This window comes from Nocardia sp. NRRL S-836 (assembly GCF_001279525.1).
Taxonomy (GTDB): domain Bacteria; phylum Actinomycetota; class Actinomycetes; order Mycobacteriales; family Pseudonocardiaceae; genus Lentzea.
The window spans coordinates 42823-56819 of the sequence record NZ_LGDY01000142.1 but is presented as its reverse complement, the minus strand read 5'-3'; the positions used below and the strand labels follow the sequence as shown (position 1 = coordinate 56819).

The following is a 13997-nucleotide window of genomic DNA, read 5'->3' as shown; positions in this document are numbered from 1 at the left end:
GTCGCCGCACGGGTGAACGATGCGATCCAAACGAGTTCCGGGGTCACCTTATTAGTTGATCCGGCAACGTTGATCCGGAATATTCTTCGTCGATCCGCCAGCACCGTTTCCGACCTGCGGGTGCTACTCGCGGTGGGTGTGCCGGAGTTCGGCGCAGTGATCAGAACTACTGGGCCTGCTCGGCGGAGGCGGCCGCTGGTTCGGTTAGGCTTACCTCTCCTGTGAGCGCTAGGAGGGTGGGCCTTGGGTCGTAGGTCGCTGGGCCTGCTCTTCCTGCTGGTCGTGCTGGTCGCCGTGGCACTGGCGAGCATCGCGATCGGCTCGAAGGAGATCCCGCTCTCCGGCGTGTGGCACGCGCTGGTCACGCCCACCGGGCTGGAGGACGACGTGGTCGTCCGCGAGCTCCGCGTCCCCCGCACGCTGATCGGCATCGCGGTCGGGATCGCGCTCGGCGTCGGCGGCGCGTTGATGCAGGGCCACACCCGCAACCCGCTGGCCGACCCCGGCATCCTCGGCGTCACGCACGGCGCGGCGCTGGCCGTGGTGCTGTCGATCTTCCTGTTCGGCGTCTCCTCGCTGTACGGGTACATCTGGTTCGCCTTCGCCGGTGCGATGGTCGCGAGCGTGCTGGTGTTCGTGCTCGGCTCGGCGGGGCGGGCCGGTCCGTCGCCGGTCACGCTGGCGCTGGCCGGTGCCGCGGTGTCGGCGCTGATGAACGGCCTGGTGTCGGCGATCGTGCTGCTCGACCAGCAGTCGCTCGACGCGTTCCGGTTCTGGCAGGTCGGTGCGATCGCCGGCCGTGACCTCGGGGTGCTGCTGCAGGTGCTGCCGTTCCTGCTGGCCGGCTTGGTCGTGGCGGCGTTCAACGCGCCGGGGCTCAACGCGCTGTCGCTCGGCGAGGACGTGGCGCGGTCGCTGGGCGTGAAGGTCAGCCGCACCCGCTCGTTGGGCATCCTCGCCATCACGCTGCTGGTGGGCGGCGCCGTCGCGGCGTGCGGGCCCATCGGGTTCGTGGGTCTCGTCGTGCCGCACGTGGCGCGTGCGTTCACCGGGCCGGACTACCGCTGGATCCTGCCGTTCTCCGCGGTGGTGGGTGCGGTCCTGATCCTGGTCGCCGACGTGCTCGGCCGTGTGGTCGCCCGCCCGTCCGAGGTGGAGGTCGGCGTGATGCTGGCGCTGCTCGGCGCCCCGTTCTTCATCTTCCTGGTGCGCCGCAAGAGGCTGGTGAAGATTTGACCACCACCGCGCTGAGGGTCGGGGCCACCTCCTTCAAGCTCCGCCGCCGCCCGTTGCTCGTGGTGGCGTGCTCGCTGGTCGTGCTGGCGGCCCTGCTGGTCGTCGACATCATGATCGGCGACTTCCCGCTGACCGCCGCGCAGGTCGTCGACACGTTGCTGGGCGGCGGCACCCGCCGAGACCAGTTCGTCGTGTTCGAGCTGCGCCTGCCGCGCGCGCTGACCGGCCTGCTCGTCGGCGGCGCGCTGGGCCTGTCCGGCGCGATCTTCCAGGCGGTCGTGCGCAACCCGCTGGCCTCACCCGACCTGCTGGGCGTCACCTGGGGTGCGGGTGCGGGCGCGGTTTCGGTGATCACGTTCACCGGCTCGCTGGGCGTGGTGACCGGCAGCGCCGCCGCGATCGGCGTGCCGCTGGCCGGGCTGCTCGGCGGCCTGGTCGCGGGCCTGCTGGTCTACGCGCTGGCGTGGCGCAAGGGCATCGAGGGCTTCCGCATGGTGCTCGTCGGCATCGGCATCACCGCCGTGGCCGGCAACTTCACCCACTACCTGCTCACCGTCGGCGACGTGCAGGACGCCGGCCGCGCCATGGTGTGGATCACCGGCTCGCTCAACGGCCGCGGCTGGGAGCACGTCGTCCCGGTGGCCCTCGCGCTGGTCGTCCTGGTCCCCGTCGCGCTGGTCGGCGGCCACGTGCTGGGCGCGCTCCAGTTCGGCGACGAGACCACCCGCGGCCTGGGCATCCGCGTGAACCTGGCCCGCTCGTTCCTCATCGTCGTGGCGATCGTCCTGGCCTCCGTCGCCACCGCGGCCGCCGGCCCGATCGCGTTCGTCGCACTGGCCACACCCCAGATCGCCCTGCGCCTGGCCGGCACCGCACAGCCACCGCTGTTCGGCTCGGTGGTGCTCGGCGGCGCCCTGGTCATGCTGTCCGACCTGGTCGCCCGCACGATCTACCGCATCGAACTGCCCGTCGGCGTCGTGACCGCCGTGCTCGGTGCGCCCTACCTGATGTACCTGCTGGTCCGAAGCCGCCGGGAGGCGCGGGTATGAATGTGCGTCTTGAGGCATCGTCGCTGTGCGTCGGCTACGGCGAGCGCCTGGTCGTGGACACGCTGGACCTGTCCGTCGTCGCCGGCACCGTCACGGCCGTGATCGGCCCCAACGGCTGCGGCAAGTCCACCCTGCTGCGCGCACTCGCACGACTGCTGCCCGCCCGTTCCGGCGCGGTCCTGCTCGACGGCAAGGCGATCGACTCCATGCCCACCCGCGAGGTGGCACGGGTGCTCGGCATGCTGCCCCAGGCCCCGTCGGCGCCCGAGGGGCTGACGGTGGCGGACCTCGTGGCCCGCGGACGGCACCCGCACCAGTCCTGGTACCGGCAGTGGTCGTCCGACGACGCGGCCGCGGTCGACGCGGCGCTGGAGATGACCGGCATCTCGGACCTGGCCGAGCGGACCGTGGACGAACTGTCCGGCGGCCAGCGGCAACGCGCCTGGATCTCGATGGCCCTGGCCCAGGGCACCGACCTGCTGCTGCTCGACGAGCCGACCACGTACCTGGACCTGGCCCACCAGATCGACGTCCTCGACCTCGTGCAGGAACTGCACGCGTCGATGGGGCGGACGATCGTGATGGTGCTGCACGACCTCAACCTGGCGGCGCGGTACGCGGACAACATCGTGGCTATGCGGGATGGGCGGATCGTCGCCCAAGGGGCGCCGGGGGAGGTGCTGACCGAGGGGATGCTGTTGGACGTGTTCGGGTTGGATGCGCGGGTTGTGGAGGATCCGGTGGCTGGGACGCCGTTGGTGGTTCCCGTCGGGTCGCGGCATCGGGTGCGGTGAGGGGCTGTTCCTGGGGCTCCGCCCCAGACCCCGACACTCCCAAAGAAGCCGGCCAGCGCGGTTCGTGGGTTGATGGCACGCCTGTTGCGTAGAGCGGCTGCCGGTTGCGTAGGTGCTTGCGTTGCGGTGGGCGTCTTCCCCGTTTAGCGATCCAGGAGCGAGTCCTCAGGCCCGGCAGACGATCGGAGCGCTAGACGGGGAAGCCACCCACCGCGGAACCGCCCGAGGAAAGGCCGAAACGCCTCGCCTTCGGCTCGATCAGGCGGCGGTGCGGGCGGTGCGCTCGAAGTGTCAGACCCGCTGAGTACGTTCGGATGCGGGGGGTCCACCAGCGCGGGGGACCCCTGCGCGAGCCTGCCTGGCGAAGGCGCGCGAGAACTGTCGGCCCAGCTGCGCGGCGACGCGGCCGTGCCCTCGAAGTTGTCAGACCCGCTGAGTACGTTCGGATGCGGGGGGCCCACCAGCGCGGGGGACCCCTGCGCGAGCCTTCCCAGCAGGCTGGGAGCGGCCCACCAGGCGTGGGAGCGGCCCACCGACTGCGGCAGCGGCCCAGCAGGCGCGGGAGCGTCCCTCAGCGGGTGCGCGGACAGGCCGTGCAGGGTTCGGCGTCGGGAAGCACGTAGTGGAAGCAGCACGACCGGCGGTGGCGTTTCCAGCCCTCGTCCGTCAGGTGCAGCGTCGAAGCGGAGATGAACGGGTCCAGCTTCTCCGGCAGGATCAGTGCGGCGTCGGTGACGCCTGCGGCCTCGTCGCCGCAGACCCGGCCCGCGGCCCACGGGCCGTACTCCAGCATGTCCGTCGCCACGGCCCAGAGGGTGCGGCGGCCGAAGCGGACGACCTGGCCGAACGAGGCTACGAACTGGGCGGCGTGGGCGGCGTAGCGGGCGCGGAGCAGGGCTGCGAGTGCGGCCTCGGTGGGGACGACGGTGGCGGCCGGGTGGTTCGAGGCCGGGTCGTCGGGCAGGCAGGCGAACTCGTCGGACAGCAGTGCGAGGCCGTCCGGGTGGGGGCGGCCGTCGGGCGCGATGCGGAAGGCGACGTCGGTGGGCTTCAGCGAGGGGACGCGGCGCGCGGTGTGGAACAGCAGGCCCGCCAGGTAGCCGGGGACGTGCAGGTACCAGCCCATCACGTAGCCGGCGGTGGCGCGGTCGTCGGACTCACCGTACTGCTCGACCAGCCACTCGGCGAGGTCCTTGCGCCACAGGTCGAAGCGCGTGGGCTCGGCCACCAGCTCCGAGCAGATCGTCCAGTCCGAAGGGGGAACGCCGAAACGGATCTCGGTTCCCACGTCCAGCCGGGCGACGGATTCGGCCAGTGGCGTGAGCGCACGCGGGTTCTGCCGTGAGACCCTCGCAGGTACGGTCAACGCGCAAGTCCAATCTCAGCGAATGAGGCTTGCCTAACCTTACCCAAGATCCCCAGTTTCGCGCCCCCTCAGGTGGCCCCGGTCACACCGGCGACGCCCGGAGGTTGGTTGTTCGCGCTCAGCGGACATCGCCCGATCTGTGGAATCCGTTGGCCCCGACCTGCGTTGATGCCGATGTCAGAGTTCCACGGACGCGGCTGTCCGCTCACGGGAACCACAGGCCTCGGTACCGCCCACTACAGTGGAGCCACGGTGCCGCGCTCACCAGGGTAGATCGGTGGAGCCGAGGACCGCCGACGCAGCAGTCAGGGAGTGCGAATGTTCGAAAGGTTCACCGACCGCGCGAGGCGGGTGGTTGTCCTTGCCCAAGAAGAGGCACGGATGCTCAACCACAACTACATCGGCACCGAGCACATCCTCCTGGGTCTGATCCACGAGGGTGAAGGTGTCGCCGCCAAGGCGCTCGAGTCGTTGGGGATCGCGCTGGAAGGCGTCCGCCAGCAGGTCGAGGAGATCATCGGCCAGGGCCAGCAGGCTCCGAGTGGACACATCCCCTTCACCCCGCGCGCCAAGAAGGTGCTTGAGCTGTCTCTGCGCGAGGCGCTGCAGCTCGGCCACAACTACATCGGCACCGAGCACATCCTGCTCGGCCTGATTCGCGAGGGCGAGGGCGTTGCTGCGCAGGTCCTCGTGAAGCTGGGCGCCGACCTCAACCGGGTGCGTCAGCAGGTGCTGCAGCTGCTGTCCGGCTACTCCACGGAGAAGGGCGCGTCGGAGTCGACCGGTCGCGGCGAGGGCACCCCGTCGTCGTCCCTGGTCCTCGACCAGTTCGGGCGCAACCTCACCGCCTCGGCGCGGGAGGGCAAGCTCGACCCGGTGATCGGGCGCGCCAAGGAGATCGAGCGGGTCATGCAGGTGCTGTCCCGCCGCACCAAGAACAACCCGGTCCTCATCGGCGAGCCCGGCGTCGGCAAGACCGCCGTCGTCGAGGGGCTGGCGCAGATGGTCGTCAAGGGCGAGGTGCCCGAGACGCTCAAGGACAAGCAGCTCTACACGCTCGACCTCGGCTCGCTGGTCGCGGGCTCGCGCTACCGCGGTGACTTCGAAGAGCGCCTGAAGAAGGTCCTCAAGGAGATCCGCACGCGCGGCGACATCATCCTGTTCATCGACGAGATCCACACCCTCGTCGGCGCGGGTGCGGCCGAGGGCGCGATCGACGCCGCGTCGATCCTCAAGCCGATGCTGGCCCGCGGTGAGCTGCAGACGATCGGCGCGACCACCCTCGACGAGTACCGCAAGCACGTCGAGAAGGACCCCGCGCTGGAGCGCCGCTTCCAGCCGATCCAGGTGGGCGAGCCGTCGCTCGAGCACACCATCGAGATCCTCAAGGGCCTGCGCGACCGGTACGAGGCGCACCACCGCGTCTCGATCACCGACTCCGCGCTCGTGGCCGCCGCCACGCTGGCCGACCGGTACATCAACGACCGGTTCCTGCCGGACAAGGCGATCGACCTCATCGACGAGGCGGGCGCCCGCATGCGCATCCGCCGGATGACCGCGCCGCCGGACCTGCGCGAGTTCGACGAGAAGATCGCGGACGTGCGTCGCGACAAGGAGTCCGCGATCGACGCGCAGGACTTCGAGCGCGCCGCCAAGCTCCGTGACGCGGAGAAGCAGCTCCTGGGCCAGAAGGCCGAGCGGGAGAAGCAGTGGAAGGACGGTGACCTGGACGTCGTCGCAGAGGTCGACGACGAGCAGATCGCCGAGGTCCTCGCCAACTGGACCGGCATCCCGGTGTTCAAGCTCACCGAGGAGGAGACCACGCGTCTGCTCCGCATGGAGGACGAGCTGCACAAGCGGATCATCGGCCAGGTCGACGCGGTCAAGGCCGTGTCGCAGGCGATCCGCCGCACCCGCGCCGGTCTGAAGGACCCGAAGCGCCCCTCCGGCTCGTTCATCTTCGCCGGCCCGTCCGGTGTCGGTAAGACCGAGCTCTCGAAGGCGCTCGCGAACTTCCTGTTCGGCGAGGACGACGCGCTCATCCAGATCGACATGGGCGAGTTCCACGACCGGTACACCGCGTCGCGGCTCTTCGGTGCCCCTCCCGGTTACGTCGGCTACGAAGAGGGCGGCCAGCTCACCGAGAAGGTGCGCCGCAAGCCGTTCTCCGTCGTGCTCTTCGACGAGATCGAGAAGGCCCACCAGGAGGTCTACAACACGCTGCTCCAGGTGCTGGAGGACGGCCGCCTGACCGACGGTCAGGGCCGGACGGTGGACTTCAAGAACACCGTCATCATCTTCACGTCGAACCTGGGCACGTCCGACATCAGCAAGGCCGTCGGCCTCGGCTTCACCTCGGGTCAGGACACCGCGTCCAACTACGAGCGCATGAAGAACAAGGTCAACGACGAGCTGAAGAAGCACTTCCGCCCCGAGTTCCTCAACCGCATCGACGACATCATCGTCTTCCACCAGCTGACTCAGGACGAGATCATCAAGATGGTGGACCTGATGATCGCCCGCGTCGAGACGCAGCTGAAGAACAAGGACATGGCCCTCGAGCTGACCGACAGGGCCAAGTCCCTGCTGGCCAAGCGCGGTTTCGACCCGGTGCTGGGCGCCCGCCCGCTGCGCCGCACGATCCAGCGCGAGATCGAGGACCAGCTGTCGGAGAAGATCCTGTTCGGCGAACTGCAGCCGGGCCAGATCATCCTCACCGACGTCGAGGGCTGGGACGGCGAGTCCGACAACCACGACAAGGCGAAGTTCGTGTTCCGCGGCGAGGCCAAGCCCAACCGCGTGCCGGACTCCCCGCCGGTCGAGCTGGCGGCCCCGGTCGCCGGCGAGCAGCAGGAGTCGGCCACCGAGTCCGAGTGACGGTGACCGCGTAGCACCACCCGAACCGGCCCCCAGGCACCCGCCTGGGGGCCGGTTCGCGTTCGGCAGGCCGCCCCGGCGCAGCTCAGGGGACCGGGCAACCGGGCGGCGTAGAGTCGCGGCCGGGTGGGTTCGTGGCCGCGGCCGGAGTGCCGTCGGCGATCGAGGGATGCCGCGGCCCGGCGTCCGGTCCTTGGTCCATCGCTGCCCGAGAAGTGGGTGTTGAGATCACGATGAACGACGGGTCCAGCAGGTCCGCGAGGCAACGCGGCCGGGGCGCCGGCCGTCCTGCGCACGTGGACACCGAGATCGAGCTGAAGCAGCCCAAGAGCGGTTTCACGACGTTCGTGCTGGTCATGTGCGCCATCGGGTTCGTGGCGGTGGCGATGGTGCGGCTGCTGGGCATCGACGGCACCCGGCACATGATCGCCACGACGGCGTTGACGCCGTACCTCACCGCGGCGGGGCTGCTCGTCGGGTTGTTCGCGTTGTCCCGCAGGCGGTGGGTCGTCGGGCTGACGATGACGCTGGTGGCGGTCGTGCTCGTGGCGAACGTGGTGCCGCGGGCGTTCTCGGACCCGCGGCCGAACGTGGTCGGCCAGGAGGTCAGGCTGATGACCTCAAACCTCCTCGTCGGCAAGGCGGACGCGGAGTTCCTGGTCGCCCAGGTCAAGGCGCGCGGGATCGACGTCCTCACGTTGCAGGAGCTGTCGCCCGCCATGGTCGCGGACCTCGACCGCGCGGGCCTCGGCCAGGTGCTGCCGAACCGGGTGTTCCTCGCCGAGCCGGGCGGGGCGGGGTCGGGCATCGCGTCCAGGTTCCCGCTGACCGCGCGGCAGCTCACGCCGCCGGGCACGTTGCAGCAGGCCGGTGCGCGGGTCGACCTGCCGGGCGCGCAGGACATCGAGGTGGTGTCGGTGCACCCGTTGCCGCCGGTCGTGCCGGAGGGGCCGGAGGCGTGGCAACGTGAGCTCGCCGGGCTGCCCAGCCCGGACTCCACGGGGGCGATGCGGGTGCTGGCCGGCGACTTCAACGCCACCCTCGACCACGTCGGCCTGACCCGCTTGCTCAACAAGGGTTACGTCGATGCCGCGGACCAGGTGGGCAAGGCGCTGGTGCACACGTGGCCGAGCAGCAGCGGGATCTGGCCGCCGCCGGTGACGATCGACCACGTGCTGGTGGACCCGCGCTGCCCGGTCGACACGGTGGACGTGTTCGACGTGCCGGGCAGCGACCACCGTGCCGTGGTCGCGCAGTTCGTCGTTCCGCGGTAGGCCGTTCTCGGCAGAACGAGCGCATGAAGACCCTCGGCGAGCGAGGGTCTCAGCCGATTGCGGCGTGCACTGCCGTGAGGGCTTCGAGGGCGTTCATCGGCAACGAGACGCCCCGGCCGTGCCTGACCTCCGGCTCACGCGGGTTGATCCTGATCAGCGCACCGGAGGCGGCACTGGCCAGCTCGGCCTGCCGCCGCACCGTCGGCACGGCGGTGCCGGCGCCGATCTCGACCACCACCAGCCGCTTCCGCGTGCGCCGCCACGCCGTCAGCGCGTCGAGCTGTGCCTGGCTGCGGTGCGGCACCCAGCCCCAGTCGCCGAACATCAGGATGTTGGGCCTGGCCAGCCCGCCGCAGTTCGGGCACGCCGGCAACGGGTCGAGCGCGCGCATCGACTCCGGGTCCAGCGCCACTTCGAACGAGCACTCCCAGATGTCGTCGGTGCACGGTTGCACGCACTGCGCGTGGTGGATGGAGCCGTGCACCTCGGCGACGTCGGTGAAACCCGCGCGCTGGAACTGACCGTCCACATTGGACGTGAAGACGCGGGCGCCCCACGAGCGCAGGATCGCGAAGCCCTCGTGCGGCACGGTCGCGCGGTACAGCGCGAGCCGGTGGCCGTAGAAACCCCACGCCAGCGCGGGGTCGTCGACGAAGTGCACCGGGTCGGCGAGCTCCTCGAACTTCAGCCCGAGCCGCTCGTAGGGCGGGTAGGCACGCCAGAAGCCCTCGGTGCCGCGGAAGTCCGGCAGCCCGGAGTCGACGCCGATGCCGGCACCGGCGCAGACGAGCACTCCGTCCGCGCCGGCGATCAGCTCGGCGGCCTGGTCGACCGCGCTCACCGCTGCGGCTTGCTCCCGAGCACGACCTCGAACTCCAGCAGGTCGGCGCCGGTCGACACGGGACGCGCGCGCTCGCCGGAGTGGGCGGCCGCACCGGCCTGGCCGTCGCGCCACGCGACGAAGTCCTCGTGCGTCTCCCAGTGCGTGACGACGAAGTAGCGGTCCTCGCCCGAGACCGGGCGCAGGAGCTCGAAGCCGAGGAAGCCGGGCTGGCCGTCGACCGCGCCGAGGCGTGCGGCGAAGCGCTTCTCGAGCTCGGGGCCGTTGCCCTCGGGGACCTTGATCGCGTTGATCTTCACGACTGCCATGACCACCACATTAGCGGCGCAGCGCACCGGGCAGCAGGTACTGGTCCGCCGGAATGCCCGATTCGTGGAACCACGCCGTGAAGAACCCGTCGAGCTGCTGGCCCGACGCCTTCGCGAAGTGGTCCTCGAACTGCGGCCACGACGCGTTGCCGTCGCGGTGCTGTGCGGTCCACGACCGCAGCGCCGTGAAGAACACCTCGTCGCCGACCTGCTTGCGCAGCGCGTGCAGGGCGAAGATGCCCTTGTCGTAGACGCCGCGGAACTCGTTGCCCTGCCCCATGTCGTAGAGCTTCGGCGACCAGAACCGGCTGCTGCCGCGCTTCTCGTCCACCTCGCGGCGGTAGCGGTCGTCGAGGTTCTCGCCCTGGTGCTCGTCCCACAGCCACTGCGAGTACGACGCCAGGCACTCGTTCAGGCAGATGTCCGCCCAGTTCTGCAACGTCACCGAGTCGCCGAACCACTGGTGGGCGTTCTCGTGCACGACGGTCTCCAGGTCCGCCCACGCCGCGTAGATCGGCCGTGTCTGCGTCTCCAGCGAGAACCCGATCTGGTCGGCGATCCAGATGCCGCCGGCCGCGCGCTGCGGGTACGGGCCGAACTTCGTCTCCAGGAACCCGAGGACCTCCGGCAGCCTGGCCTGAATCGGTTTCTTGCCGGCCGACGTGCCGGGCGCGTAGGCGTCGACCACGGGCACGCCGCTCGGCAGCTGCGAACGGACGATCTCCCACTTGTCGATCGCGACGGTGACCAGGTACGTGGCGAGCGGCGTGTCCTCCTGCCAGCGGAACGTCGACCAGCCGCCCTCGCGGGTGACGCCGCCCTCCAGGCCGTTCGAGACGACCGACCAGCCGTCCGGCACGCGCGCGGCGATCTTCAGCGCCGCCTTGTCGCGCGGGGTGTCGTTGGCCGGGAACCAGGTCGTCGCCGAGTGCGGCTGACCCGCGGCGAAGGCGCCACCGGTGACCGAGACCTGCCAGCCGCTGCGGCCGAGCGAGGCGTCGTCGATCGTGGCCGGCTTGCCGCCGTAGGTGACGACCGCGGTGAACGACCTGCCCTTCGCGATCGGGGCCTGGGGCGTGATGACCAGCTCGTGGTCGCCCTCCTGCGCGAACTTCGCGGGCTGGCCGCCGACCTGCACGGCACTGACCTGCAGACCCTCCAGGTCGAGGTTGAACCTGGCCAGGTCGGCCGTGGCGGTCGCGGTGACCGTCGCGACGCCGTCCAGCTGCTTCGAGCCGGGGTCGTAGGTGATCGCGAGGTCGTAGAGCTGCACGTCGTAACCGCTGTTGCCGTCGGTCGGGTAGTAGGCGTCACCAGCGCCGGCGCCCGCCTCCACCGCGTCCCGCGGTGACGTCCCCTGCCGCTGCTGCTGCGCGGGGTCGCCGCCGGGCGTGCGGAACACGACCAGCAGACCGGCGACGAGCACGAGCAACACGAGGGCGACGAGGTACGGACGGGCCTTCATGCGTTAATCATCCCTGTGTCGGTGGTGGAGTTCGGCGGAACGGGGCAAGGCGTCCTGCTGTTGCACGGCCTGATGAGCAGGGCCACCGCGTGGTGGCCGGTCGCGCAGTGGCTGACACCGCACGGCCGCGTGGTCGGGATCGACGCACGGGGACACGGCCGAAACCCGCGGCGAGGTCCCTACCGCACCGAGGACTTCGTCGCCGACGCCGCCGAGGCGATCGAGGAGCTCGGCCTGGGGCCCGCCGTCGTGATCGGGCACTCCATGGGCGGGCTGCACGCGTGGGGTCTCGCGGCGACCCGTCCGGACCTGGTCAGCGCGATTGTGGTCGAGGACTTCGCCCCGGACAACAGGGGCCGCACGGTCGACGAGTGGAGGTGGTTCTTCGACGCCTGGCCGGTGCCGTTCCAGTCGCTCGCGCACGTCACGTCGTTCTTCGGCGCGCCGGTGTTCGCCGAGTACTTCGAGGAACGCGCGGACGGCTGGCACCTGATCGCGTCGATGGACGACCTCTACGAGATCGCCGCCGAGTGGGGCACGCGGGCGTACTGGGAGCTCATCGCCGACGTCCGCTGCCCGTCGCTGGTGATCGAGGCGGGGCAGGGCGGGCAGCTGCCGGGGCAGATGCGGGAGGCGGCGCGGATGTCCGGCGGCCGGTACCTGTACGTCCCCGAGGCCGGGCACCTCGTGCACGCCACCGCGCCGTGGGTCTACCGCGGTGCCGTCGAGGCCTTCTTGAGCACGTCGACCTCGCCGGTCTGAGTGTCGACGATCGACACCTCGCGCACCTTCGCGCGGATCGGCTCCACCGGGAAGATCGCGGCGAACGCGGCCTTCACGGCGTCGTCGTCGATGCCGTGGGCGAGCGTGCAGTGCGGGACCCAGCTGCCCGGCAGGTAGTAGGCGCTCGGGTTCTTCACGTGACCGGCCAGCACGTCGTGGATCGCCGAGTGGACCGCCAGCAGCTCCGCGTCGACCACGGCGGCGAGCATCAGCACGTTGTCGACGGTGGAGAACGTGCTCAGGCTGTGCAGCCACAGGTCGGGCAGCCAGAGCCGGTCGAGGTCCTCGCGCAGCTCCTTGCGCACCCTGGGACCGATGGTGCTCGCCACGGCGTAGGTGAGGTGCGGCGGCTGGTCGTGCCGCGCGCCGATGCGCCGCCACAGGTCACGGATCTTCGCGTCGGCGTCGGCGTCGAAGAACGCGACCAGCGCGTGCATCAGTGTTCTCCCGGCAGCGCGAACAGGCCGTCGCGGGTCTGCTCGACCAGGCCGTCGGCCAGCAGCGAGACCAGGCACTTCTCCCGTTGCGTGACGTCGTTCCAGACCAGGTCGAGCTGGATCTTCTGCACCGGGCCGGGGGCGCCGCGCAGCACGTCCAGCAGCTTTCCCCGCACCTGCCGGTCGGTGCCCGCGAACTGCTGCACCTTCTTCACCGGCCCCGCGTAGGCGGGACGGCCGTTGCGCTGCCACGCGCACTCGGCGTACAGCGGGCAGTCCGCGCACTTCTGGTTCTTCGCCGTGCAGATCAACGCGCCGAGCTCCATCAGCGCCGCGCTGAACACGGCCGCGTCGTCCTGCTCCTCCGGCAGGATCGCCTCGACGTCACGCAGGTCGCGCTTGGTCGACGGGGGACCGGCATCGCCCGCACCGTGCACCGCGCGTGCAACGACCCGGCGGACGTTCGTGTCCACGACGGCGCACTTCTGCCCGTACGCGAACGTCGCCACCGCACGGGCCGTGTAGCTGCCGATGCCCGGAAGGCTTTCCAGCGTCTCCACGTCCGAGGGCACCACATCGCCGTGATCGCGCGCGATGGCCGTGGCCGCCTCGTGCAACCGCAGCGCGCGCCTCGGGTAGCCGAGCTTGCCCCACATCCGCAGCACCTCGCCCTGCGAGGCCGCCGCCATGGCGCTGGGCACCGGCCACTTCGCCAGCCACTCGTGCCAGATCGGTTCGACGCGGGCGACCGGCGTCTGCTGCAGCATGATCTCGCTGACCAGCACCCCCCAGGCGGTGCAGTCGGGACGGCGCCACGGCAGGTCACGGGCGGCGGTGTCCCACCAGCCCAGCAGCAACTCGTGATTCATCGCCCGCCATTCTCGCAAACGCACGCGGGGACCCCTCGCACGCTCGTGTCGTGCGAGAGCTCCCCGCGTGGCAGCGGATCAGGCGGCGGCGGTCTCCGCGGCGTCGACCTCGCGGAGCTCCCCGGTGTGCACGTCGTAGACGAACCCGCGGACCTTGTCGGTGTGCGGGATGAACGGGCTGCGCCGCAGCCGCGCCATCGACCCGCGCACGCTCTGCTCCACGACCTTGAACGCCTCGACGGCCCAGGTCGGCCGCAGACCGGTGTCGGTCTCCAGCTCGTCCTTGAAGTCGTCCTCGGTCACCATTTCGAGGCCGCAGTTGGTGTGGTGCACCAGCAGCACCTCGCGGGTGCCGAGCTTGCGCTGGCTCAGCGCCAGCGAGCGGATGGCGTCGTCGGTGACGACCCCGCCCGCGTTGCGCAGCACGTGCGCCTCACCCTGCTTCAACCCGAAGATCTCGAACACCCGGATGCGGGAGTCCATGCAGGTCAGGATCGCCACCTGCAGGGACGGCTTCGCGGACGAGCGGTCTCCTGGAACCACGTTCCCGAGCTCGTAGTTCCGCTTGAGCAGTTCGTCGATCGCGGTCATGACGCACCTCCACGGCCTACCGGCGGACCCCCGCTCGATGGAACTTGAGCCGGCGCGCGTTCACAAGGGTTTCCGGGGCATCTCACGTTCACCGGATCGAGCGATGC

General features: G+C 70.5%; 13 protein-coding genes. 6 read left to right on the top strand and 7 right to left on the bottom strand.

Translation table 11 applies throughout. The features are described 5' to 3' along the window. Nucleotides 1-243 precede the first annotated feature (243 nt). From ADL03_RS39200 to ADL03_RS39190, 3 genes are read left to right on the top strand one after another with little or no spacing between them, the layout of a single operon-like run. Nucleotides 244-1236, top strand: coding sequence for an iron ABC transporter permease (locus tag ADL03_RS39200; protein WP_053738710.1), 993 nt, complete (start codon nucleotides 244-246; stop codon nucleotides 1234-1236). Beyond that, nucleotides 1233-2285: an iron chelate uptake ABC transporter family permease subunit gene (locus ADL03_RS39195; protein WP_053738709.1), complete on the top strand. Its 1053-nt coding sequence runs from the start codon at nucleotides 1233-1235 to the stop codon at nucleotides 2283-2285. Before ADL03_RS39200 ends, ADL03_RS39195 begins: the two co-directional genes overlap by 4 nt. Continuing rightward, a complete protein-coding gene (locus ADL03_RS39190) occupies nucleotides 2282-3079 on the top strand; it encodes an ABC transporter ATP-binding protein (protein WP_053738708.1) in 798 nt (265 codons plus the stop codon). Before ADL03_RS39195 ends, ADL03_RS39190 begins: the two co-directional genes overlap by 4 nt. Nucleotides 3080-3650: 571 nt before the next feature. Here the strand turns inward: ADL03_RS39190 and ADL03_RS39185 are convergent. Continuing rightward, entirely contained in the window at nucleotides 3651-4445 is a 795-nt protein-coding gene (locus ADL03_RS39185) for a (2Fe-2S)-binding protein (protein WP_157529671.1), read from the bottom strand. A 318-nt stretch (nucleotides 4446-4763) separates the two neighbouring features. On the opposite strand from ADL03_RS39185, the gene ADL03_RS39180 reads away from it, so the two are divergent. Next, complete coding sequence (locus ADL03_RS39180; RefSeq protein WP_053738707.1) at nucleotides 4764-7322, top strand: ATP-dependent Clp protease ATP-binding subunit; 2559 nt, start codon at nucleotides 4764-4766, stop codon at nucleotides 7320-7322. A gap of 296 nt (nucleotides 7323-7618) precedes the next feature. Beyond that, entirely contained in the window at nucleotides 7619-8596 is a 978-nt protein-coding gene (locus ADL03_RS39175) for an endonuclease/exonuclease/phosphatase family protein (protein ID WP_053738737.1), read from the top strand. Between the two features lie 49 nt (nucleotides 8597-8645). Here the strand turns inward: ADL03_RS39175 and ADL03_RS39170 are convergent, their stop codons facing one another. Genes ADL03_RS39170 through ADL03_RS39160 form a run of 3 tightly spaced genes read right to left on the bottom strand, consistent with a single transcriptional unit; the run spans nucleotide 8646 to nucleotide 11210 of the window. Next, nucleotides 8646-9437, bottom strand: coding sequence for a Sir2 family NAD-dependent protein deacetylase (locus ADL03_RS39170; RefSeq protein ID WP_053738706.1), 792 nt, complete (start codon nucleotides 9435-9437; stop codon nucleotides 8646-8648). Continuing rightward, a complete protein-coding gene (locus ADL03_RS39165; RefSeq protein WP_053738736.1) occupies nucleotides 9434-9745 on the bottom strand; it encodes an antibiotic biosynthesis monooxygenase in 312 nt (103 codons plus the stop codon). Before ADL03_RS39165 ends, ADL03_RS39170 begins: the two co-directional genes overlap by 4 nt. A gap of 10 nt (nucleotides 9746-9755) precedes the next feature. After that, the gene (locus ADL03_RS39160) at nucleotides 9756-11210 is read right to left on the bottom strand and encodes a M1 family metallopeptidase (RefSeq protein WP_053738705.1); all 1455 of its coding nucleotides are present in this window, start codon (nucleotides 11208-11210) and stop codon (nucleotides 9756-9758) included. 15 nt (nucleotides 11211-11225) lie between these two features. Here ADL03_RS39160 and ADL03_RS39155 point away from each other — a divergent pair, with 15 nt between their 5' ends. After that, complete coding sequence (locus ADL03_RS39155) at nucleotides 11226-11972, top strand: alpha/beta fold hydrolase (protein WP_053738704.1); 747 nt, start codon at nucleotides 11226-11228, stop codon at nucleotides 11970-11972. On the opposite strand, the gene ADL03_RS39150 is transcribed toward ADL03_RS39155, so the two are convergent. The 3 genes from ADL03_RS39150 to ADL03_RS39140 all read right to left on the bottom strand — a co-directional run bounded on the left by ADL03_RS39150 (nucleotide 11921) and on the right by ADL03_RS39140 (nucleotide 13890). Beyond that, nucleotides 11921-12430: a 2'-5' RNA ligase family protein gene (locus ADL03_RS39150; protein ID WP_053738703.1), complete on the bottom strand. Its 510-nt coding sequence runs from the start codon at nucleotides 12428-12430 to the stop codon at nucleotides 11921-11923. The two genes, ADL03_RS39155 and ADL03_RS39150, sit on opposite strands and share 52 nt — an antisense overlap. Continuing rightward, nucleotides 12430-13299: an A/G-specific adenine glycosylase gene (locus tag ADL03_RS39145; protein WP_053738702.1), complete on the bottom strand. Its 870-nt coding sequence runs from the start codon at nucleotides 13297-13299 to the stop codon at nucleotides 12430-12432. The genes ADL03_RS39150 and ADL03_RS39145 overlap by 1 nt, the downstream gene beginning before the upstream one ends. Before the next feature lie 78 nt (nucleotides 13300-13377). Then, nucleotides 13378-13890, bottom strand: a complete 513-nt coding sequence (locus ADL03_RS39140) for a carbonic anhydrase (RefSeq protein WP_053738701.1) — start codon at nucleotides 13888-13890, stop codon at nucleotides 13378-13380. Nucleotides 13891-13997: the final 107 nt, after the last annotated feature.

Excerpts from the sequence above, each read along its gene's own strand:
- ADL03_RS39180 (WP_053738707.1), top strand. The coding sequence starts at position 4,764 with ATGTTCGAAAGGTTCACCGACCGCGCGAGGCGGGTGGTTGTCCTTGCC.
- ADL03_RS39160 (WP_053738705.1), bottom strand. The coding sequence starts at position 11,210 with ATGAAGGCCCGTCCGTACCTCGTCGCCCTCGTGTTGCTCGTGCTCGTC.
- ADL03_RS39140 (WP_053738701.1), bottom strand. The coding sequence starts at position 13,890 with ATGACCGCGATCGACGAACTGCTCAAGCGGAACTACGAGCTCGGGAAC.
- ADL03_RS39150 (WP_053738703.1), bottom strand. The coding sequence starts at position 12,430 with ATGCACGCGCTGGTCGCGTTCTTCGACGCCGACGCCGACGCGAAGATC.
- ADL03_RS39190 (WP_053738708.1), top strand. The coding sequence starts at position 2,282 with ATGAATGTGCGTCTTGAGGCATCGTCGCTGTGCGTCGGCTACGGCGAG.
- ADL03_RS39145 (WP_053738702.1), bottom strand. The coding sequence starts at position 13,299 with ATGAATCACGAGTTGCTGCTGGGCTGGTGGGACACCGCCGCCCGTGAC.
- ADL03_RS39165 (WP_053738736.1), bottom strand. The coding sequence starts at position 9,745 with ATGGCAGTCGTGAAGATCAACGCGATCAAGGTCCCCGAGGGCAACGGC.